The organism is Mycobacterium conspicuum, assembly GCF_010730195.1.
GTDB classification, from domain to species: Bacteria; Actinomycetota; Actinomycetes; order Mycobacteriales; family Mycobacteriaceae; genus Mycobacterium; species Mycobacterium conspicuum.
On the sequence record NZ_AP022613.1, the window covers coordinates 3821042 to 3842660 of the forward strand.

The window sequence follows — 21619 nt, forward strand, 5'->3', positions numbered from 1 at the left end:
ACTGTCGGGCCGAATCACCGAGAGGCACGAAATGCTTGATGAGTTCTGGCAGAACGTCACCCAGAATCTCTTCAAGCCGCTCCTGCTGTTTTTCTACTTCGGTTTCCTGATCCCGATCCTCAAGGTGCGGTTCGAATTCCCATACGTGCTCTACCAAGGCCTCACCATGTACCTGCTGGTCGCGATTGGCTGGCAGGGCGGCGAAGAGCTCGCCAAAGTCAGGCCGGAGGATATCGACAACATCGCCGGCTTCACCGTCATGGGTTTCTTGTTGAACGTCGTGATCGGAGGTTTGGCCTACCTGCTGTTGAAGTACATGACCAGGGTGCGCCGAGTCGACCGGGCGACGGTCGCCGGCTATTACGCGTCGGACTCGGCGGGAACCTTTGCCACCGGCGTGGCTGTCCTGGCGGGTGCCGGCATCGCCTTCAACGCCTACATGCCGGTGTTGTTGGCCGTCATGGAGATTCCGGGCTGCCTGGTCGCGCTGTATCTGGTGGTGCGGTTGCGGCACCGCGGCCTCACCGAATCGGGATACATGCCCGACGAGCCCGGCTACACGTTGCTGGCCGGCGTCGGGATCGGGCCCGGCACCGTCGCACATCCCAGTCATGGCCGCAGCGTCGAGGACGAGCACGCCCGCGGTGTGGTGCAGGAGTTGGAGCTCGAGCATCCGAGCTGGAAATCCGACCAAAGCCCGGCTCGCGGGAAGGCCAAAAGGATGCCCATCTTCTCACCTGCGCTGCTGCAGGAGGTGTTCCTCAATCCCGGGCTCATCCTGCTCGTCGGCGGCATCGCCATCGGGTTCATCAGTGCGATGCAAGGCCAGAACGTGGTTCACGACCAGAACGAGCTCTTTATCGCGGCGTTTCACGGTGCGCTTTGCCTGTTTTTGCTGGAGATGGGCATGACGGCAGCCCGCAAGCTCAAGGACCTACGCGCGGCCGGGCCCGGATTCATCCTTTTTGGCCTGCTGGCTCCCAACTTGTTTGCGTTCCTGGGGATCCTGGCCGCCTACGGCTACGCCAACCTCGTGCCCGACACCCACTTCCAGCCGGGTACCTATGTGCTATTCGCCGTGCTCTGCAGCTCGGCGTCCTACATCACGGTGCCGGCGGTGCAGCGCCTGGCCATCCCCGAGGCGAGCCCGACCCTGCCGCTGGCCGCTGCGTTGGGCTTGACGTTCTCCTACAGCGTCACAATCGGAATCCCGCTTTATGTCGAGATGAATCGCGTTGTCGCGCACTGGTTCCCGATGAGTTGACGGCTACCCCAGCAACGTGCGCACCACCCCGTCGGCCAGCAGCCGTCCGCGGGAGGTGAGCACCAGCCGGTCGCCCTCGGTCACCAACAGCCCATCGGACACCACCGCTTCGGCGCGCTCGCGTTCGGCGGCGTCCAGCGTCCCCACCGCCAGCCCTTGGCGCAGACGGGTTTTCAGCAGCACGTCTTCGGTGTGCAGTGCCTGCGCGTCAAGCTGCTCGAAACCCGCTACCGGCAGCATGCCGCCGGCCAAGGCCTCTGCATAGGCGTTGGGGTGCTTCACATTCCACCAGCGTGTAGTGCCGACGTAGCCGTGCGCCCCCGGGCCCGCCCCCCACCACTGGCCGCCGTCCCAGTAGCCGATGTTGTGCCGGCACTCGCCGCCCGGACGGCACCAGTTGGACACTTCGTACCACGCCAACCCGGCGTCGGACAGTCGCGCGTCGACCAGTTCGTAGCGGTGTGCCAGCACGTCGTCATCGGGCGCGGCCAGTTCACCGTTGCGGACGCGCCGCGCCAGCGCGGTGCCCTCCTCCACCACCAGGGCATAGGCCGACACATGGTCGACACCCGTCTCGATCGCCGTGTCGACCGACCACAGCAGGTCGTCGTCGGACTCCCCCGGCGTGCCGTAGATCAGGTCCAAACTGACGTGTTCGAAGCCCGCGGCCAATGCCTCCCGGGCGGCCGCGGCCGACCGGTTCGGTGTGTGCATCCGGTCGAGCACCCCCAGCACCCGCGGCGCCACCGATTGCATGCCCAGCGACACCCGCGTATAGCCGGCCTCGCGGATCGCCGCGAAGAACTCCGGCCACGTCGACTCCGGGTTGGCCTCGGTGGTGATTTCGGCGTCCGGTGCCAGCGTGAAGTGCTCGCGTACCGCGTCGAGCAGCGTGGCCAGGCGCTCGCCGCCCAGCAACGACGGCGTACCGCCGCCGACGAACACGGTGCTCAGCACGGGTGCGGCCACCCGCGCGGCCGCCATTTCCAGCTCCGCCCGCAACGCCATCAACCAGGCATCGGGGTTGACCCCGCCCAACTCGGCCGGCGTATAGGTGTTGAAATCGCAATAGCCGCAACGGGTTATGCAAAACGGAACGTGCACATACAACCCGAACGGCTGCCCGGCGTTCGCCTGCATGGCGGGCAGGTCAACCGGTGTCTGGCGAAGGGTCATACCAAAATCTTTGCACGGGACCGCGCTCTCAGCCGATTCTCGGGTTTGATTACCGAACCACCCAGGTTTCCCCGGTAGTTTTAATCACCGTGAGAAGAAATTTGACCTGGTTGTGTGCCTTGTCCCCATCCATGGCAGAATGGGCGCGTGATCGCCGCCAACCCGAACCTGCGCTTCCCCGTGCGGACAGCCCTCGTGGCGCGGCGGCATATCGACCTCAAGCGCGTCTGTAGCTGTTGCTGTCTGCCTTGATGTCGTAGACCCAGCCTAAGTACCTCCAGCCTGGCCACCGGATCTGCGCCACCGGAAGATAACCGGTGTTCTGCGCGTTCCATGGCTGAAAACATTCGCGAAGGAGCCCCCCGAATGACGACAGCGCGTCCCGCGAAGACCCGCGACGAGGGCCAGTGGGCGCTCGGCAGTCGCGAGCCGCTGAATCCCAACGAGGAGATGAAGCACGCCGGCGCCCCCCTCGACGTGCGGGAACGCATCGAGAACGTGTACGCCAAAGACGGCTTCGACAGCATCGAAAAGAGTGACCTGCGCGGGCGCTTCCGCTGGTGGGGGCTCTACACCCAACGCGAGCAGGGCTACGACGGTTCGTTCACCGGCGACGAGAATGCCGACCTGCTTGAAGCCAAATACTTCATGATGCGAGTTCGCTGCGACGGCGGCGCACTGTCGACCGCCGCGCTGCGCACGATCGGTCAGATATCGTCCGAATTCGGCCGGGATACCGCCGACATTTCGGACCGCCAGAACGTGCAGATGCACTGGATCGAGGTGGAAAACGTCCCGGAGATCTGGCGCCGCCTGGATGCGGTCGGACTACAGACCGCCGAGGCGTGCGGGGACTGCCCGCGCGTGATCCTGGGCTCGCCGCTGGCCGGCGAGTCGCTCGACGAGGTGCTCGACCCGAGCTGGGCGATCGACGAGATCGTGCGCCGCTACATCGGCAAGCCCGACTTCGCCGACCTGCCCCGCAAGTACAAGACCGCGATTTCCGGCCTGCAGGACGTCGTCCACGAGATCAACGACATCGCGTTCATCGGCGTCAACCATCCCGAACACGGACCCGGCCTGGACCTGTGGGTCGGCGGCGGGCTGTCCACTAATCCGATGCTCGGTCAGCGGGTCGGCGCGTGGGTTCCGCTGGCAGAGGTGCCCGAGGTTTGGGCGGCGGTCACCTCGATATTCCGCGACTACGGCTATCGGCGGCTGCGGTCCAAGGCGCGGCTGAAGTTCCTGATCAAGGACTGGGGTATCGAAAAATTCCGTGAGGTTCTCGAAACCGAGTACCTCAAACGACCGTTGATCGACGGCCCGGCCCCCGAGCCGCTGGCGCATCCGATCGATCACGTTGGCGTGCAACGGATTAAGAACGGCCTCAACGCTGTCGGACTCGCCCCGATCGCCGGGCGAGTTTCCGGCACGATCCTTTCGGCGGTGGCCGACCTGGCCGAGCAAGCCGGCTCCAACCGGATCCGGTTCACCCCGTACCAGAAGCTGGTCATCCTCGACGTGGCCGACGACAAGCTCGACGCGCTGATCGCCGGTGCCGAAGCGCTGGGGCTGCAGTCACGCCCATCGCACTGGCGCCGGAACCTAATGGCCTGCACGGGTATCGAATTCTGCAAGTTGTCTTTCGCCGAAACCCGGGGCAGGGCACAGGGGTTGGTGCCCGAACTGGAACGCCGCCTGGAGGACATCAACTCCCAGCTCGATGTGCCGATCACGGTCAACATCAATGGCTGCCCCAACTCGTGCGCGCGAATTCAGGTGGCCGACATCGGTTTCAAGGGCCAGATGGTCGACGACGGCGACGGCAACTCGGTCGAGGGGTTCCAGGTGCACCTCGGCGGCAGCCTCGGCCTGGACAGCGGCTTTGGTCGAAAACTCCGCCAGCACAAGGTCACCAGCGACGAGCTGGGTGACTACATCGAGCGCGTGGTGCGCAACTTCGTCAAACACCGCGACGCCGGAGAACGGTTTGCGCAGTGGGCGATTCGCGCCGAGGAAGGTGACTTGCGGTGAGCGCTGAAAACACCAAGCACAGCGAGGACGAGCTGCGTGAGCTGGCGGCGCGCGGGGCGGCGGAGCTCGACGGCGCCGACGCGACCGAGTTGCTGCGCTGGACCGAAGAGAACTTCGGCGGTGTGAACGGCCCCCGCGGCTGGGCCACCTGCAACTACGTGGTGGCCTCCAACATGCAAGACGCGGTGCTGGTGGACCTGGCCGCCAAGGTGCGTCCCGGCGTACCCGTGCTGTTTTTGGACACCGGCTACCACTTCGTCGAAACCATCGGCACCCGCGACGCCGTCGAATCCGTCTACGACGTGCGGGTGCTCAACGTCACTCCCGAGCACACGGTGACCGAACAGGACAACCTGCTGGGCAAGGACCTGTTCGCCCGTGATCCCGGGGAATGCTGCCGGCTGCGCAAAGTGGTCCCGCTGGGCAAGGCGTTGCGTGGCTATTCCGCATGGGTGACCGGGCTGCGCCGGGTGGAGGCGCCAACCCGCGCCAACGCCCCGCTGATCAGCTTCGACGAAGCCTTCAAGCTGGTGAAGATCAACCCGCTGGCGGCGTGGTCGGACGAAGACATGCAGGACTACATCGAGGAAAACGATGTGCTGGTGAATCCGCTTGTCTACGACGGCTATCCGTCGATCGGCTGCGCTCCCTGCACGGCCAAACCCGCCGAGGGCGCCGACCCGCGCAGCGGACGCTGGCAGGGACTGGCCAAGACCGAATGCGGGTTGCACGCCTCGTGACGACACGCGCCGACGACGATGCGAAAGCGACGCGGATGAGTTGTGATGTGGAGGAGTGGCGCTGACTACCTTGGTGCTGACCGCGCACGGAAGTGCGGACCCGCGGTCGGCCGCAAACGCGGGGGCGGTGGCCGACCTGCTGACGCGCCTGCGGCCCGGCCTAAGCGTGCGGCCGGCCTTCTTGGGCCATAGTTCGCCGAGCCTGGCCGACGCGCTGAGCGGGCTCTGCGAGACCGACGAGGCGGTGGTGACGCCGCTGCTGCTGGCCGACGCGTATCACGCCCGCGTCGACATCCCGCACCAGATCGCCGAATGCGCTGTCCCCGAACGAGTTTGGAAAGCACCGGTGCTCGGCGAGGACGAGCGCCTGGTCTCGGTGCTGCGACGTCGGGTGGCCGAACTGGGTGTTTCCCGACTCGACGAGACGGTGGGCGTGCTCGTGGTGGCGATCGGTTCGTCGAATCCGGCGGCCAACGCGCGCACAGCGCGGGTGGCGCCGAAGCTGTTGGCGCGCACCGGCTGGGCCGGCGCGACGGTCGCATTCGCCACCCGACCGGAACGATCGCTGGCCGACGGCCTCGGCAGATTGCGCCGCCAGGGCGCGCGACGCGTGGTCATCGCCCCGTGGTTCCTGGCGCCAGGGCTGTTGCCCGACCGGGTGCGCGCATTTGCCGACGGCGCCGAAATCGAGATGGCGGCGCCGTTGGGGGCGCACCGGCTGGTTGCCGAAACCGTGCTGGATCGCTTCGATCAGGCGCTGAGGGTTCGCACCGAGCGCCTGGCAGCCTGACCGGACGTCAGGCCGGTGCGGCGTCGATCGCCCCGCCGCTGTCCGCCCAATCCGCGAACCCGCCCAGGTTGTACACCTCGCCGTAGCCCAGCTCCTTGAGCGCCTGCCCGGCCAGCGCCGCGCGCCCGCCCCCTGCGCAGTACACGATGACCGGCGTGGCCGTCTCGAAACGCGGGTTGTGGGAAGGCGATTGCGGATCCGCCACGAACTCGAGCAATCCGCGCGGCACGTGCACGGCGCCGCTGACCTTGCCCGTCTGCTGCACCTCGGACGCTTCCCGGACGTCGACGATCAACACATCGCCCCGGGCGATGAGTTCCCGCGCCTGCGCCGCCGTGATGCGCGGCACGACGGCGTTCGCGGCCTGCACCAGCTGCGTGACATCTTTCGCCATGGTCGGCCCCTTGCTAGCAGTTCACGCCGTGGTCAGCGTGCTTCGATCCGCACCGGAGTCACCGGCAATCGGCGGCACCCGGGTGGCGCGCACGTAGACCGTGTCGCCCTCCTTGAGCGCCAGCGCTTCGGCGTCGCCGCGGGTGATCTGGGCGGTGAACCCGCCCCCGGTGGCCGCGCTGGTCAACTCCACCCGCACCTCGAAGCCGAGCATCACGATGCGGTCGATGGTCGCGCGCAGGACGCCGGTCGCCGCCGCGGTGTCGTCGGCGGTGGCGATCGCCATGTTGGGGTTGCGTCCCACCCGGATGTCATGCGGGCGCACCAGGGCCCCGTTGAGCACCGAGACGGCACCCAGAAACGACATCACAAACGCGTTGGCCGGAGCGTCGTAGACCTCGGTGGGTGAGCCGACCTGTTCGATGCGGCCCTTGTTGAGCACCGCGATGCGATCGGCTACGTCGAGCGCCTCGGCCTGGTCGTGGGTGACCAGCACCGTGGTGACGTGCACCTCGTCGTGCAGGCGGCGCAACCAGGCCCGCAGGTCCTCGCGGACCTTGGCGTCCAGCGCGCCGAACGGCTCGTCGAGCAACAACACCTGCGGGTCCACCGCCAGCGCGCGCGCCAGCGCCATGCGCTGGCGCTGGCCACCGGAGAGCTGATTGGGGTAGCGGCCTTGAAATCCGGCCAGGCCCACCACCTCGAGCAAATTGTCGACCTTGTCCTTGATCTCGGCGCGCGGGCGCTTGCGGATCTTGAGCCCGTAGGCCACGTTGTCGCGCACGGTCAGGTGCTTGAACGCGGCGTAGTGCTGGAACACGAACCCGATGCCGCGCCGCTGCGGCGACACCCCGGTGACCTCGCGGCCGTTGATCGTCACCGTCCCGCTGTCGGGCTGATCCAGCCCGGCGATCGTGCGCAGCAGCGTCGACTTGCCCGACCCGGACGGGCCCAGCAACGCGGTCAGCGAACCGGCGGGCACCACGAAATCCACGTGATCGAGCGCGACGAAATCGCCATACCGTTTGTTTGCGTCACGCACCACGATCGCGGGCTCGGTCTGGATTTCGCTCATCGTGTCGGGTCTCCTTGTCAGGCCGGCCTGGTCGCGCGCGCCCGGCGGGCATCGAGCACCACCTGGACGATCAACACCACTACGGCGACACCCATCAGCAACGTCGACAGCGCGTAGGCGCCGTACTCGGCCCCGCGGTTGTAGCGGTCGGAGACCAGCAGCGTCAGCGTCTGCGAGTTCCCCGGCAGGTTCGACGACACAATGATGACCGCACCGTACTCGCCGAGGGTACGCGCGACGGTCAGCACGATGCCGTAAGTCAGACCCCACCGGATGGAGGGCAGCGTGATTCGCCAAAACGTCTGCCACCAGCTAGAACCCAGCGTCGCGGCGGCCTCCTCCTGATCGGTACCCAACTCGTGCAACACCGGCTCTACCTCGCGCACCACGAACGGCAGGGTGACGAACACGCTGGCCAACACGATGCCGGGCAGCCCAAAGATAATCTTGAAACCGAGGTCTTTTTCGACGAAGCCCAGCGCGCCGGCCGATCCCCACAGCAGGATCAGGGCGACCCCGACGATGACGGGTGACACCGCGAATGGCAGGTCGATGATCGCCTGCAACGCCCCTTTGCCGCGAAACCGGTTGCGCGCGAGGACCAATGCCGTCGGGATGCCGAAGACCACGTTCAGCGGCACCACGATCGCCACCACCAACAGCGACAGGTTCAGGGCCGAGATCGCCGCCGGGGTGCTCACCCAGTCGTAGAACTGGCCCAAGCCGGGCTGGAAGGTCCGCCACAGGATCACCGCCACCGGAATGACCAGCAGCACAACGATATACGCCAGGGCGACAAATCGGAGAAGGTAGCGTACCCGCGCCGAGGAGATCACGGAGTCAACTCCTCACGCTTGGCCGCACGCGCGCCGACGACGCGCAGCAGCAGCAGGACCACAAATGAGATCGAAAGCAGCACAATGGATATCGCCGCAGCGCCGGTGCGGTCGTCGTTCTCGATCAGGGTTCTGATCCACTGCGAGGACACTTCCGTCTTGCCCGGCACCGCGCCACCGATCAGCACCACCGAACCGAATTCGCCGATCGCGCGCGAGAATGCCAGGCCGGCACCGGACAGCAGCGACGGCAGCAGCGACGGCAGTATCACCGAAGTGAAGATCTTCGGGCCGTTGGCGCCCAGCGACGCCGCCGCCTCCTCGGTCTCCCGATCGATCTCCAGCAGCACCGGTTGAACGGCGCGCACCACGAACGGCAACGTCACGAACGCCAGGGCCACGCCCACGCCCCAGGGGGTGTGCTGCAGGTGCAGACCGACCGGGCTGTTGTGCCCGTACAGCGCCAGCATCACCAGGCTGGCGACGATGGTGGGCAGCGCAAACGGCAGATCGATGATCGCGTCGACCAGCCGCTTGCCGACGAAGTCATCACGCACCAGCACCCAGGCGATCACCAAACCGAACACGATGTTGAGCACCGTGACCGCGGCCGAGATGGTCAGCGTCACCCGCAACGACTCCACCGCGGCATGCGACGTGACCGCCAGCCAAAAGGCCTGCCAGCCCCCGCCGGCGGCCTGCCAGGCGATCGCCGCCAACGGCAGCAGCACGATCACCGACAGCCACACCACCGCCACACCGACCCGAAGCGACGTGTCACGCCCGCGGACCCGCCAGCGCGCGCCAGCCAGCCCGGGCACCCTCGTCGTCACCGGCGCCGTCATCCGGTGGCCTGCGTATAGATCTTGGTGATGCTGCCGGCGTTCTTGTCGAACAGCTGCGGATCGACCGCGCTCCAGCCGCCGAGATCGGCGATCGTCCACAGCTTCGCCGGCACCGGGAACTGGTCGCGGAAGTCGGCGGCGACCGCGGGATCGACCGGCCGGAAACCCGCCTGTGCCCACACCTTTTGCGCCGCGGCGGTGTACTGGAAATTTTTGAAGGTCGTGGCGGCAGCCAGATGTGGGCTGCTGGTCACCACCGCGACCGGATTGTCGATCTTGAAGGTTTGGGGCGGATTGATGTGCTCGACCGGTTTGCCGGCCCGCTCGGTCACAATGGCCTCGTTCTCGTAGCTGATCAACACGTCACCGGTGCCCTGGACGAAGACATCGGTGGCCTCCCGCCCCGATCCGGGGCGCACCTTGACGTGCTCACGCACCAACTTGCGGACGAAGTCAATGCCGGCCTGGCTGTTTCGGCCGCCCTCGCTCTTGACGGCGTACGGGGCAAGCAGATTCCACTTGGCCGAGCCCGAACTCAGCGGACTGGGCGTGACGACTTCCACTCCCGGCCGCAATAGATCATCCCAATCTTTGATGCCCTTCGGATTACCCTTGCGGACCACGAACGTCACCACCGAGCCGAACGGGATGCCCTTGGTGGCGTCGGTATTCCAGTCCTTGGAGATCTTGCCGGCCTTGACCAACCGGGTGATGTCTGGCTCGACCGAGAAGTTGACCACGTCGGCCGGCTTACCGTCGGCGACACCGCGGGACTGATCGCCGGAGGCGCCGTAGGAGGTGACCACCTGAACGCCCTTGCCCTCCTCGGAGGCATTGAACGCCGGAATGACCTTGCTCCAGCCGGGCTCCGGGACCGAATACGCGACCAGCGTGATGCTCAGGTGCGCGTCGGTCAACCCCGTCCCACCGACGACGTCGCTGGCACCACCTTGACACGCCGCCACGAGGCCGACGATCGCGGCGAGCACCCCGGGATATCGGACATGCCGCCGGCGCGAGGCGCTCGCGACGTCGTTGAGCATTGCTGGCCTTCCGGTTATGGGGGCGTACGGGGATCTGGATCCCGTTGCTGCGGAGAGGCGATCGGATCAGATGTGCGGAGAGTTCGCTAGCGCCATACCAGACCGCGCACGGGTTCGGGAGTTAGCGACAACAGTGCACGAGAGAGCAACACAGGGCACAGCACTCGTGGCCACCGGTTGCTGCGTGCATGGCGCGAAGCCTAACAGACTTTGCCCGAGTGTCATCTTGGGCGACATCGGCGGCCTCAGTGCGTCAGCAACCAGGTGACGATGACCAGCACCACCAGCGCGACGAGCACCAGCGTGACCCGAGAGCGCGGCATGGGCTTAGCGGGACGTGCCGTCGGTGTGGCGCAGGTAGCGCATCAGCCCGATGCCCTTACCCAGCAGCCGGTCCAGCACTATCGCCGTGACGTAGGCCAGCGCCAGCACGACCGGCATCACCACCAGCGCCTGCAGCACGAAGGCCAGCCCGGACAGCCACAGCTCGATGCCGTCCCACCAATTCAGCAGCCCGTTCACCAGGTTCACCCTATATTCCCCAGGGATTCCGCTCGGTCCTGCCGGGACCACCACGCGGTGTGTCAAGATCTGCAGGTGGGTCCCGACGGCGCGGAATCCGGCGCGACCACCTGCCTGATCGCCGGCGGCGGACCGGCGGGAATGATGCTCGGCCTGCTGCTGGCCCGCGCCGGCGTCGATGTCACGGTGATGGAAAAGCATGCCGACTTTCTGCGTGACTTTCGCGGCGACACCGTGCACGCGAGCACGTTGCGCCTGCTCGACGAGCTCGGTCTGGGCGTGCGGTTCGAACAGATCCCGCATCGCCTCATCGACCAGGCCCGAATGGAGATGCAGGGCAACGCGATAAGCCTGGACTTCAGCCGCCTGCCCGGCGCGCACCAGCACATCGCGCTGGTGCCACAGTGGGACTTTCTGGAGCTGCTGGCCGCCGCGGCCGAGGCAGAGCCCAGCTTCCGGTTGATGCGCAGCACCGAGGTCACCGGGGTGATCAGGGACGGGCAGCGTGTCGTCGGAGTCACCTATCGAAACCAGGGCGGGGTCAACGAGATGCGCGCCGAGCTCACGGTGGCCTGCGACGGCCGCTCGTCGACCGTGCGCTCGGCGATCGGCCTGACGCCCCGCAGCTTCGGTGCGCCGATGGACGTCTGGTGGTTCCGGCTGCCCCGTCAACCTGCCGACCCGCCCGGGCTGGCCGGCACGTTCAGCGCCGGACACGGGCTCATCATGATCGACCGCGGCGACTACTACCAGATCGCGTACATCATTCCGAAGGGCGCCGACTCCGAGATCCGGTCGCGGGGCATCGAGGCGTTTCACCGCGTGGTGGTCGGCCTGGTGCCCTGGATCGCCGATCGCGTCGCCGCATTGAGTTCGTTCGACGACGTGAAACTCCTTGACGTGCAACTGAATCGGCTCCCCCGGTGGTACTGCGACGGCGCGCTGTGCATCGGTGACGCGGCGCACGCGATGTCGCCGGTCGGCGGCGTCGGGATCAACCTGGCGGTGGCCGACGCCGTGGCCACCGCGCGGACCCTGGCGGCACCGCTGCGCGCCGGCGCAGTATCCACCCGACAGTTGGCCCGCGTGCAGGTGCGTCGCTGGATCCCGACGGCGCTGCTGCAGGGCGCGCAACGGATGATCCACACCAAGGTGATCGCGGTGGCGGTGGCCGGAGGCCAGCAGGATCCCCCGCGGGCCGTGCGGCTGGTGGGCCGGACAACGGCGCTGCGCCGGTTTATCGGCTACATGGTGGCGATCGGGCCGCTGCCCGAGCGTGCGCCCCAGTACGCCAGGCGCGCCGGCTAACCCGACTTCTCGGGCAATCGATGGACGGCGGGCAGGTCCACAGATGATGATGTCGGCATGGCCCTGCACGTCGAACCCGCGCAACCCGCCGACCCACCCGACGAAGCCCCGCAATCCGACGTGGCGGACGCTCCTGCCGAGGCTGACGCGGTAGCAGGGCGCAACCGTGCCGGCAAAGCCGCAGCCTTCGATTTCAGCGCGCCGGCACCCTTCGTGTCCGGCGCGGCGCTGCGCAACCCGTTCCCGCCGATCGCCGACTACTCCTTCCTGTCCGACTGGGAGACGACGTGCCTGATCTCGCCCGCGGGTTCGGTGGAGTGGCTGTGCGTACCCAGGCCGGACTCGCCCAGCGTGTTCGGCGCCATCCTGGACCGCAGCGCCGGGCACTTCCGGATCGGCCCCTACGGCGTCTCGGTGCCGTCGGCGCGCCGCTATCTGCCCGGCAGCCTGATCATGGAAACCACCTGGCAGACCCACACCGGGTGGCTGATCGTGCGCGACGCCCTGGTGATGGGCAAGTGGCACGACATCGAGCGCCGATCCCGGACCCATCGCCGCACGCCGATGGATTGGGACGCCGAACACATCCTGTTGCGCACGGTGCGCTGCGTGAGCGGCACGGTTGAGCTGATGATGAGCTGCGAGCCGGCGTTCGACTACCACCGCGTCGGCGCCGTGTGGGAGTACTCGGCCAACGCTTACGGCGAGGCCATCGCCCGTGCCGGCAAGGACCCCGACGCCCACCCGACGCTGCGGCTGACGACCAACCTGCGGATCGGGCTGGAGGGGCGGGAGGCTCGCGCGCGGACCCGGATGACCGAGGGCGACGACGTGTTCGTCGCGCTGAGCTGGACCCACCATCCCGCGCCGCAGACCTACCAAGAGGCCGCCGACAAGATGTGGCAAACCACCGAGTGCTGGCGGCAGTGGATCAACATCGGTAACTTCCCCGACCATCCGTGGCGGGAATACCTGCAGCGCAGCGCGCTGACGCTGAAGGGGCTGACCTATTCCCCCACCGGCGCCCTGCTGGCCGCCAGCACCACCTCGCTGCCGGAAACCCCGCAGGGCGAACGCAACTGGGACTATCGCTACGCCTGGGTGCGCGACTCCACGTTCGCATTGTGGGGGCTTTACACGCTGGGCCTGGACCGCGAGGCCGACGACTTCTTCGCGTTCATCGCCGACGTCTCCGGCGCCAACAACAACGAGCGCCACCCGCTGCAGGTGATGTACGGCGTCGGCGGCGAGCGCAGCCTGATCGAAGACGAGCTGCACCACCTGTCCGGCTATGACCACGCCCGCCCGGTACGCATCGGCAACGGCGCCTACGACCAGGTCCAGCACGACATTTGGGGCTCGATCCTGGACTCCTTCTACCTGCACGCCAAGTCGCGGGAGCAGATCCCGGAGACGTTGTGGCCGGTGCTCAAGAAGCAGGTGGAAGAGGCCATCGAGCACTGGCGTGAGCCCGACCGCGGCATCTGGGAGGTGCGCGGCGAGCCCCAGCACTTCACGTCGTCGAAGGTGATGTGCTGGGTTGCCCTGGACCGCGGGGCCAAGCTGGCCGAGCGGCAGGGCGAGAAGAGCTACGCCCAACAGTGGCGGGCCATCGCCGAAGACATCAAGGCCGACATCCTCAAGCACGGAGTGGACTCCCGGGGCGTGTTCACCCAGCGCTACGGCAGCGATGCCCTGGATGCCTCGCTGCTGCTGGTGGTGCTGACCCGCTTCCTGCCGCCCGACGACCCGCGGGTGCGCAACACCGTGCTGGCCATCGCCGACGAGCTCACTCAGGAAGGCCTGGTGCTGCGCTACCGGGTGGAGGAGACCGACGACGGGCTCTCCGGCGAGGAGGGCACGTTCACCATTTGCTCGTTCTGGCTGGTGTCGGCGCTGGTCGAGATCGGCGAGGTGGCCCGCGCCAAGCGCCTGTGCGAGCGGCTGCTGGCCTACGCCAGCCCGCTGTACCTGTACGCCGAGGAGATCGAGCCGCGAACCGGCCGGCACCTGGGCAACTTCCCGCAGGCGTTCACCCACCTGGCACTGATCAACGCCGTGGTGCACGTCATCCGCGCCGAAGAGGAGGCCGACGGGTCGGGGATGTTCCAGCCCGCCAACGCACCCATGTAGCGGTCGGCTTTCGCTCAGCTCAGCGCGCTGACCCTGTCCATCATGAGGTGCGCGATGTCGAACGCCGTGGCGTTGGTGACGCTCGAACCGTCCAGTGTCCGGACCGAGGCGTTGAAGAAGTCGGCCTCGACCTCGACCAGGCAGTTGCCCCGCACACCGATGGCTCGCCCCGCCGGAATCGACGTCGGCTCCGCACGCCCCCGTTCGAACCCGATCCAAACGGTTCCCGCGAGAACGGACGGGGCAACTTGTACGTTGGTGATCTCCGCCTTGAGCCGAAACACGGTGTCCGGCAACGAAACCGTGTGACCGTCGCAGCTCTGCCATTGCTGGGCAAACCTCGAGAACAGCGCCCGGGCCTCGGCGGCCGAACCCAAGCTGACCACGCCCTCCTTGATACTGGTCAGCTGCACGGGCCGGGCGGCATGGCGCCAAGCCTCTACCGCAACGTCGTTGACGTTGCTTGCGCCATAGACACTGTGGTGCAACATTTCTGCGACGCCAAGGCACTCGTCGGGGGCAGGCTGACCCATGCGCTGCAGCGCCTCGGGACCGCCAAACCGCGCCGGAAGGCGAGAATCAATCACAAAGGGCTGATTGAGGATTCGCGACAGCGTCTGGTCATCCACCAGCACCCGCGTGACGGCTTCCCCGATGAGCGGCTTTGGCTCCAGGCGCGGCGGTGCCTGCGCTGCGCCGCCGGTGACAACGGTGCACGCGGCGGCCAGCAGCGCCGTGCCGATCAAGCCCAGCACGGCGACCGCCCGCGCTGGGCCACCGCCTAAGCGCACCACCCGCATGGCCAGTGCCTCGCTCCCTGACTCCGTGCCGTCCTGCCCTACCGGGCGTTTTGCGGCCAACCGCGCCGACATTTGTTTAATAGTACTTTACGCTCTGTTTACCTTGGAAACAGCCGGTGTTCATGAGCGACGGCGGCCCGGCGGGCGTGGTTCCCGCCGCGTGGACGACGAAAAAGCTTGCCGCCCAACCCTTTACCGGCGCATCGGAAAAGTTCCGTAGAGATTCCTATGAGTTCGCTGACGGACGGCGCGCCGTGCGGCTACTTCTTGCCCTTGTCGCCCCTGTCACCCGCCGCATCCGTGGACAACGCGGCGACGAACGCCTCCTGCGGCACCTCGACCCGCCCGATGGTCTTCATCCGCTTCTTGCCTTCCTTCTGCTTTTCCAGAAGTTTGCGTTTGCGGGTGATGTCACCGCCGTAGCACTTGGACAGGACGTCCTTGCGGATCGCCCGGATGTTTTCGCGGGCAATGATTTTCGATCCGATGGCCGCCTGCACCGGGACCTCGAACTGCTGTCGTGGGATCAGTTCCTTGAGCTTGGTGGTCATCTTGTTGCCGTAGGCGAACGCCGAATCCTTGTGCACGATCGCGCTGAACGCGTCGACGGGCTCGCCCTGCAGCAGGATGTCGACCTTGACCAGTTGCGCCTCCTGCTCGCCGGCCTCCTCGTAGTCGAGGCTGGCGTAACCGCGGGTGCGTGACTTCAGCGAGTCGAAGAAGTCGAAGATGATCTCTCCCAACGGCATTGTGTAGCGCAGCTCGACGCGCTCCGGCGAGAGATAGTCCATGCCGCCCATCTCGCCGCGGCGAGACTGGCACAGCTCCATGATGGTGCCGATGAACTCGCTGGGCGCGATGATGGTGGTCTTCACGACGGGCTCGTACACCGTGCGGACCTTGCCCTCCGGCCAGTCCGACGGGTTGGTCACGACGATCTCGGAGTCGTCTTCCTTGATGACGCGGTACACGACGTTCGGCGACGTCGAGATCAGGTCCAGGTCGAACTCGCGCTCCAGGCGTTCGCGGGTGATCTCCATGTGCAGCAGACCCAGAAAGCCGCACCGGAAGCCAAAGCCCAGCGCCACCGAGGTTTCCGGCTCGTAGGTCAGCGCCGCATCGTTGAGCTGCAGCTTGTCCAGGGCGTCACGCAGGTCGGGGTAGTCGGATCCGTCGACGGGATACAGCCCGGAGTACACCATCGGCTTGGGTTCGCGGTAGCCGGTCAGCGCTTGGGTGGCGCCGTGCCGGGCTGTCGTCACCGTGTCGCCGACCTTGGACTGGCGCACGTCCTTCACCCCGGTGATCAGGTACCCGACCTCGCCGACGCCCAGGCCGTCGCTGGCCTTGGGTTCGGGCGAGACGATGCCGACCTCCAACAGTTCGTGGGTCGCGCCGGTGGACATCATCGCGATGCGTTCGCGCGGCGTGATCTTGCCGTCCACCACCCGGACGTAGGTCACCACGCCGCGGTAGATGTCGTAGACCGAGTCGAAGATCATGGCGCGGGTCGGGGCGTCGGCGTCGCCCTGCGGCGGGGGCACCTCGCGCACGACGTGGTCGAGCAGGTCGGCGACGCCCTCGCCGGTCTTGCCGGACACCCGCAGCACGTCGGTGGGTTCGCAGCCGATGATGTGGGCGATCTCGCCGGCGTAGCGGTCCGGGTCGGCGGCCGGCAGGTCGATCTTGTTCAGCACCGGGATGATGTGCAGGTCGCGGTCCAGGGCCAGATACAGGTTGGCCAGGGTCTGCGCCTCGATTCCCTGCGCGGCGTCGACCAGCAGCACCGCGCCCTCGCAGGCCTCCAGCGCGCGTGACACCTCGTAGGTGAAGTCGACGTGGCCGGGGGTGTCGATCAGGTGCAAAACGTAGTCGACCTCATCGACTTTCCACGGCAGCCGCACGTTTTGGGCCTTGATGGTGATGCCGCGTTCCCGCTCGATGTCCATCCGGTCCAGGTACTGCGCGCGCATCGAGCGCTCGTCGACCACGCCGGTGAGCTGCAGCATCCGGTCGGCCAGGGTGGATTTGCCGTGGTCGATATGGGCGATGATGCAAAAGTTCCGAATCTGCGCCGGCGCGGTGAAGGTCTTGTCGGCGAAACTGCTGATGGGGATCTCCTGAAATGGGTGCTTGAGCGGCGGTTCGCCGCTGTCCAGGGTATCCAGGCGGGGCGGCCGGGACACAACTCGGCACGGATCGGCGGTCTGTCGGCGCGGCTAAACTGCCCGTATGGCGTCCGACCGGAAATCACCCTGGAAGACGCTGCAGGGCTTCGCCGAGGACCTGGTGACCAAGCGGGCCCCGAAGCTGGTCCGTCAGGTGCAGCAGTCCCAGGCCGTGCTGAAGGAACTTCAGCACGCCGTCAAGGTCACCGCGAACGTCATCGCCGCGGTCGCGCCGCCGCCTCCGGTGGCGATCACCGCGGGCCGGCCGGTGACCAACACCAGCTTCCCGACCGCGCAGCGCGCCCGCAGGATCGTCTACTCCCCCGACCTCGATGGCCGCGCCGACCCTGGCGAGATCGTGTGGACCTGGGTGGTCCACGAGGAAGATCCCAGCCAGGGCAAGGACCGCCCGGTGCTGGTCGTGGGCCGTGACCGCAGCGTCCTGCTCGGGCTGATGCTGTCCAGCCAGCAGCGCCACGCCGGCGATAAGGATTGGGTGCCGATCGGCTCGGGCGACTGGGACTACGAGGGGCGGGAAAGCTGGGTCCGGCTCGACCGGGTGCTCGACGTGCCCGAAGAGGGCATTCGTCGCGAGGGTGCGATCCTCGACCGCAAGCTTTTCGACGCGGTGGCCGCGCGGCTTCGCGCCGAGTACGCCTGGCGCTAGCCGCGGGTCGCCGCCCTACCTAGCTCGCGCCCTGAGTGATGTAGGACTGCAGCTGCTCGTGCTCGGCCTCGAGCTCCTCCATGCGCGTCTTCACGACATCGCCGATGCTGACGATGCCGATCAGGTTCCGGCCGTCCAACACCGGCACGTGACGGACACGGTTGGTCGTCATCAGCGCGCTGATGCTGTCGACCGTGTCGGACTTTGTGCAGGTGGCCACCGCGGCGGTCATGATTTTGGAGACCGGGCCAGACAATATGTCCGCGCCCTGGGTGTGCAATTGGCGTACCACGTCGCGCTCCGAGACGATGCCGACCACACCGTCGGCGTCGACCACCACCATGGCGCCGATGTTCTGCTCGGCGAGGCCCGCCAGCAGTTCGCGGACGGTGGCGTCGGGGTTGATCGTCCGCACCGCCGCACCTTTGTTCCGCAAGACGTCCGCGATCCGCATTAATAACCTCCAGCCGGGTTTGCAACCTGGTTTGTGACCTGCTTCACATCAGGCTACGGCCAACTCGTGCGGCGGGAAAGCAAAGCCGCAAAAGACGCAGCCCTCGCCGACGTACCCGCTGAGTGTTCGCCGAAACGCTGCCCGCCCTTGCCGCAACCGACCGCCCTGGCCTGCAAGGATGGGGCCATGATCGAGGTGACTCTGCTCGGAACCGGAAGCCCCATCCCCGACGCGAACCGCGCCGGACCGTCCACCCTGGTGCGGGCGGGCGGACAGGTGTTCCTGATCGACTGCGGGCGCGGCGTATTGCAGCGCGCGGCGGCCGTCGGTGTGGGTGCGGCCGGATTGTCGGCGCTGCTGCTCACGCACCTGCACAGCGACCACATCGCCGAGCTCGGTGACGTGCTCATCACCGGCTGGATCAGCAGCTTCGCTCCCGAGCCGGTGCCGTTGCCGATCATCGGGCCGCCGGGCACGGCCGAGACGGTGGAGGCGACGCTGAAGGCGTTCGGCCACGACATCGGTTATCGCATCGCTCATCACGCCGACCTGAATGCGCCGCCGCCGGTCGAGGTCCACGAATGCACGGAGGGGTCGGTGTGGGATCGCGACGGCGTGACGATCCGGGTGGCGCCGACCGATCACCGGCCGGTGGCGCCGACGATCGGGTTCCGGATCGACTTCGACGGCGCTTCGGTGGTGCTGGCCGGTGACACGGTGCCCTGCTCCGGCCTGGACGGGCTGGCGGCGGGCGCGGATGCCTTGGTGCACACCGTGATTCGCAAGGACATCCTTACTCACGTTCCGCAGCAACGCATCAAGGACGTCTGCGATTACCACTCGTCGGTGCAGGAGGCCGCCGCAACCGCGGCGCGCGCCGGCGTCGGGACGTTGATCATGACGCACTATGTGCCGGCGATCGTGCCCGGGCAGGAGGAACAGTGGCGGGCGCTGGCCGCGACCGAATTCGGTGGGCGCATCGAACTCGGCGACGACCTGCACCGCGTCGAGGTCGCGGCCCGGCAGTAGCGCTAGGCCGAAACTGTAGGGAAAACCCTGATGCGCCAAGGGGCCCAGACTCCATAGCGTGCACCTCCGAGAGCATTGCGCGGGCGAGGGAGGGCAGGCATGTCTTTTGTGATCGTGGCGCCGGAGGCGGTTTCGGCGGCGGCGTCTGAGTTCGCCCGGATCGGTTCGACTGTCAGCGAGGCCAGCGCCGCCGCCGTGGTGCCCACGACGCGGGTGCTGGCCGCGGGCGCCGATGAGGTGTCGGCGAGCATCGCCGGGCTGTTCAGCACTCATGGCCAGGCCTATCAGGCGCTGAGCACGCAGGCGCAGGCCTTCCACAGCCGGTTCGTGCAACTGATGACCACGGGTGCGGCACAGTACGCCAGTACCGAGGCCGCCAACGTCGAGCGGAGCCTGCTCCACGCGGTCAACGCGCCCACCCAGGCGCTGGTGGGTCGCCCGCTGATCGGCAACGGCGCCGACGGGAAGACCGTTGACGGGGTGGGCCAGCCCGGCGGTGCCGGTGGAATCCTGTACGGCAACGGCGGCCGGGGCGGGAACAGCACCAATCCCGGCGTGGCCGGCGGACGGGGTGGCGATGCCGGGCTGATCGGCAACGGCGGCGCAGGCGGCACCGGTGGAAGCGGCAACGAGCAGATTGCTAATGGCGGCGCAGGCGGGGCTGGCGGGAAGGGTGGGTTACTGTTCGGCAACGGCGGGCCCGGCGGTACCGGCGGCATCACCGACCAAGGGGCCACGAACCACGGCGGCAGAGGCGGGTCGGGTGGCCAAGCGGGCCTGATCGGCACCGGTGGCGCCGGCGGGAACGGCGGTAACGATACCCACCTCTTCGGTGGGGATGGTGGCGCCGGCGGCAACGGTGGGCGAGGCGGCTCGCTGAGCGGCGCCGGCGGCCGCGGCGGCGACGGCGGCACCGGAGCCTTCAACGGTGGATTGGGCGGCGCGGGCGGCCGCGCGGTGCTATTCGGCGATGGCGGGGTAGGCGGAACCGGCGGTGACGGGGTGGGGCAGGGGATCACCGGCGCCGGCGGCGGCGGGGCCGGTGGTAATGCGGGGCTGCTCTTCGGTGACGGCGGTGCCGGCGGCGGGAGCGGAGCCGCGGATATCGGCGTCAAGGCCGGATCCGGGGGCAACGGCGCGATGCTGTTTGGCAACGGCGGCGCCGGCGGCGCCGGCGGAGTGGGGGGCGGCGGCGGGGGCGACGGCGGGGCTTCCGGCATGCTGGTCGGCCGCGGCGGTGCGGGCGGAACCGGTGGGATGGGTGGCGCGACCATTCACTTTGGTGGCAACGGCGGCAACGGCGGTGCCGCGCAGGGTCTGTTCGGCAGTGGCGGCCGAGGCGGCGACGGGGGCGTCGGCAACAACTTCAACCCGGGCGGAGATGGTGGCAACGGCGGCCACGGCGCCAGTCTGATCGGCAATGGCGGCGGTGGCGGCAACGGCGGCCCCGGCGACCTTCCGGCCGACGGTGGCGACGGCGGCAACGCGGTCGGCCTGATCGGCAACGGCGGCAACGGCGGCGACAGCTTCGACGGCGGCACTGCCGGCACCGGCGGCAAACGCGGGATCCTGTTCGGTCGCGCGGGGCAGCCCGGCCAGGTCAACTGACCGGAGTCACCTGCGCGCGCCACGAATATCACTGCGCCGCAACGGCAATTGCGCGCCCGCCGTTACGAGCCATCCCAGCGCCGACACGCGTGCGATCGGCAAGATCACGCCCAGCCCCGGCCACACCAACACCAGCGTCGCCAACTCGGCGAGCGCGGCAATCGCCAGGCCGACCCAGGCCACCGGCCTGGGCGTCAAACCCAGGAGAAGGCTGGGCACCGCCATTCCGGCGATCAGCAGACCCAAGGCCACGATGTGCCCCGGGCCGCCGACCAAGAACACCAGGTAGTAGATCGCCCGCACCAGGGTCGGGTCCGCGCTGACGTCGGGTCGCGACAGCGTCCAGCCCAGCAAGCCCGTCAGACCGAGGGCCCCGGCCGCCAGGATGCCGCCCGTCAGCGCGATCGTCGCGCCCGCCGCGGCGACGCCGAGCCGCCGCAAGCGGGCGCTGACCGTCGCCGCGTAGATCGCCAACGGCACCGACGACCCGAACGCCGCGACGGCGATGACTTGCACCGCGACCGGTTGGGCGCGCACATACTCCTGGACCGCGGCGGCCGGCCCGTACGGCAAGGGCATCACACCGCCCAGCGCGATCCCGGCGGCGATCCCGGCGAAAAGGAGTCCAAGGCTGAGCACCGCGAGCAACAACAGCGGCGGCCCAGCTTGCCAGCGCCGGCCCGCCGCCGATGCGGCTGTGTACGAATTGTTCATGGGACAAACGATATTCCCGG

20 protein-coding genes and 1 pseudogene are annotated in these 21619 nt (G+C 67.7%); 10 read left to right on the forward strand and 11 right to left on the reverse strand.

What is annotated here, in order from left to right:
- Nucleotides 1-31 precede the first annotated feature (31 nt).
- Nucleotides 32-1264: a sodium-dependent bicarbonate transport family permease gene (locus tag G6N66_RS17645; RefSeq protein ID WP_085235416.1), complete on the forward strand. Its 1233-nt coding sequence runs from the start codon at nt 32-34 to the stop codon at nt 1262-1264.
- A gap of 3 nt (nt 1265-1267) precedes the next feature.
- Here the strand turns inward: G6N66_RS17645 and hemW are convergent, their stop codons facing one another.
- On the reverse strand, nt 1268-2440 hold the full coding sequence (gene hemW, locus G6N66_RS17650) for a radical SAM family heme chaperone HemW (protein ID WP_085235417.1): 1173 nt from the start codon (nt 2438-2440) through the stop codon (nt 1268-1270).
- 195 nt (nt 2441-2635) lie between these two features.
- Here hemW and G6N66_RS30470 point away from each other — a divergent pair, with 195 nt between their 5' ends.
- From G6N66_RS30470 to G6N66_RS17665, 4 genes are all read left to right on the forward strand, one after another.
- The gene (locus G6N66_RS30470) at nt 2636-2692 is read left to right on the forward strand and encodes an Ms4527A family Cys-rich leader peptide (RefSeq protein WP_368072687.1); all 57 of its coding nucleotides are present in this window, start codon (nt 2636-2638) and stop codon (nt 2690-2692) included.
- 114 nt (nt 2693-2806) lie between these two features.
- Nucleotides 2807-4474 carry a nitrite/sulfite reductase gene (locus tag G6N66_RS17655; protein ID WP_085235419.1) on the forward strand — a complete coding sequence of 556 codons (1668 nt, stop codon included), beginning with the start codon at nt 2807-2809 and terminating at the stop codon, nt 4472-4474.
- Nucleotides 4471-5214: a phosphoadenylyl-sulfate reductase gene (locus G6N66_RS17660; protein WP_085235420.1), complete on the forward strand. Its 744-nt coding sequence runs from the start codon at nt 4471-4473 to the stop codon at nt 5212-5214. Before G6N66_RS17655 ends, G6N66_RS17660 begins: the two co-directional genes overlap by 4 nt.
- A 55-nt stretch (nt 5215-5269) precedes the next feature.
- A complete protein-coding gene (locus G6N66_RS17665) occupies nt 5270-6004 on the forward strand; it encodes a sirohydrochlorin chelatase (protein ID WP_372515682.1) in 735 nt (244 codons plus the stop codon).
- Nucleotides 6005-6011: 7 nt separating this feature from the next.
- On the opposite strand, the gene G6N66_RS17670 is transcribed toward G6N66_RS17665, so the two are convergent.
- The 6 genes and pseudogenes from G6N66_RS17670 to G6N66_RS17695 all read right to left on the reverse strand — a co-directional run bounded on the left by G6N66_RS17670 (nt 6012) and on the right by G6N66_RS17695 (nt 10718).
- Nucleotides 6012-6398 (reverse strand): rhodanese-like domain-containing protein, encoded by a 387-nt coding sequence (locus G6N66_RS17670; RefSeq protein ID WP_085235421.1) that lies wholly within the window; start codon nt 6396-6398, stop codon nt 6012-6014.
- Between the two features lie 21 nt (nt 6399-6419).
- On the reverse strand, nt 6420-7472 hold the full coding sequence (locus G6N66_RS17675) for a sulfate/molybdate ABC transporter ATP-binding protein (protein ID WP_085235422.1): 1053 nt from the start codon (nt 7470-7472) through the stop codon (nt 6420-6422).
- A 17-nt stretch (nt 7473-7489) separates the two neighbouring features.
- Nucleotides 7490-8308 carry a sulfate ABC transporter permease subunit CysW gene (cysW, locus tag G6N66_RS17680; RefSeq protein ID WP_085235423.1) on the reverse strand — a complete coding sequence of 273 codons (819 nt, stop codon included), beginning with the start codon at nt 8306-8308 and terminating at the stop codon, nt 7490-7492.
- Nucleotides 8305-9116: pseudogene (gene cysT, locus G6N66_RS17685) on the reverse strand (sulfate ABC transporter permease subunit CysT). Before cysT ends, cysW begins: the two are co-directional and overlap by 4 nt.
- A gap of 33 nt (nt 9117-9149) precedes the next feature.
- A complete protein-coding gene (locus G6N66_RS17690; protein WP_085235425.1) occupies nt 9150-10196 on the reverse strand; it encodes a sulfate ABC transporter substrate-binding protein in 1047 nt (348 codons plus the stop codon).
- Nucleotides 10197-10523: 327 nt separating this feature from the next.
- Complete coding sequence (locus tag G6N66_RS17695; protein ID WP_085235444.1) at nt 10524-10718, reverse strand: hypothetical protein; 195 nt, start codon at nt 10716-10718, stop codon at nt 10524-10526.
- A gap of 75 nt (nt 10719-10793) precedes the next feature.
- Between G6N66_RS17695 and G6N66_RS17700 the strand changes: the two genes are divergently transcribed.
- Nucleotides 10794-12026 (forward strand): FAD-dependent oxidoreductase, encoded by a 1233-nt coding sequence (locus tag G6N66_RS17700; protein ID WP_263988562.1) that lies wholly within the window; start codon nt 10794-10796, stop codon nt 12024-12026.
- Nucleotides 12027-12083: 57 nt separating this feature from the next.
- Entirely contained in the window at nt 12084-14159 is a 2076-nt protein-coding gene (locus tag G6N66_RS17705; protein ID WP_085235426.1) for a glycoside hydrolase family 15 protein, read from the forward strand.
- A gap of 14 nt (nt 14160-14173) precedes the next feature.
- Here the strand turns inward: G6N66_RS17705 and G6N66_RS17710 are convergent, their stop codons facing one another.
- A complete protein-coding gene (locus G6N66_RS17710) occupies nt 14174-14905 on the reverse strand; it encodes a sensor domain-containing protein (protein ID WP_169721544.1) in 732 nt (243 codons plus the stop codon).
- 314 nt (nt 14906-15219) lie between these two features.
- Nucleotides 15220-17145, reverse strand: a complete 1926-nt coding sequence (gene lepA, locus G6N66_RS17715; RefSeq protein ID WP_085235428.1) for a translation elongation factor 4 — start codon at nt 17143-17145, stop codon at nt 15220-15222.
- Between the two features lie 46 nt (nt 17146-17191).
- Between lepA and G6N66_RS17720 the strand changes: the two genes are divergently transcribed.
- Complete coding sequence (locus G6N66_RS17720) at nt 17192-17794, forward strand: type II toxin-antitoxin system PemK/MazF family toxin (RefSeq protein ID WP_085235429.1); 603 nt, start codon at nt 17192-17194, stop codon at nt 17792-17794.
- Between the two features lie 19 nt (nt 17795-17813).
- On the opposite strand, the gene G6N66_RS17725 is transcribed toward G6N66_RS17720, so the two are convergent.
- On the reverse strand, nt 17814-18248 hold the full coding sequence (locus tag G6N66_RS17725) for a CBS domain-containing protein (protein WP_085235430.1): 435 nt from the start codon (nt 18246-18248) through the stop codon (nt 17814-17816).
- 186 nt (nt 18249-18434) lie between these two features.
- On the opposite strand from G6N66_RS17725, the gene G6N66_RS17730 reads away from it, so the two are divergent.
- Nucleotides 18435-19277, forward strand: coding sequence for a ribonuclease Z (locus G6N66_RS17730; RefSeq protein ID WP_085235446.1), 843 nt, complete (start codon nt 18435-18437; stop codon nt 19275-19277).
- Between the two features lie 99 nt (nt 19278-19376).
- Nucleotides 19377-20885 (forward strand): PE family protein, encoded by a 1509-nt coding sequence (locus G6N66_RS17735; protein WP_163645868.1) that lies wholly within the window; start codon nt 19377-19379, stop codon nt 20883-20885.
- A 6-nt stretch (nt 20886-20891) separates the two neighbouring features.
- Here the strand turns inward: G6N66_RS17735 and G6N66_RS17740 are convergent, their stop codons facing one another.
- Nucleotides 20892-21599, reverse strand: coding sequence for a hypothetical protein (locus tag G6N66_RS17740; RefSeq protein ID WP_232079348.1), 708 nt, complete (start codon nt 21597-21599; stop codon nt 20892-20894).
- Between the last annotated feature and the right edge of the window lie 20 nt (nt 21600-21619).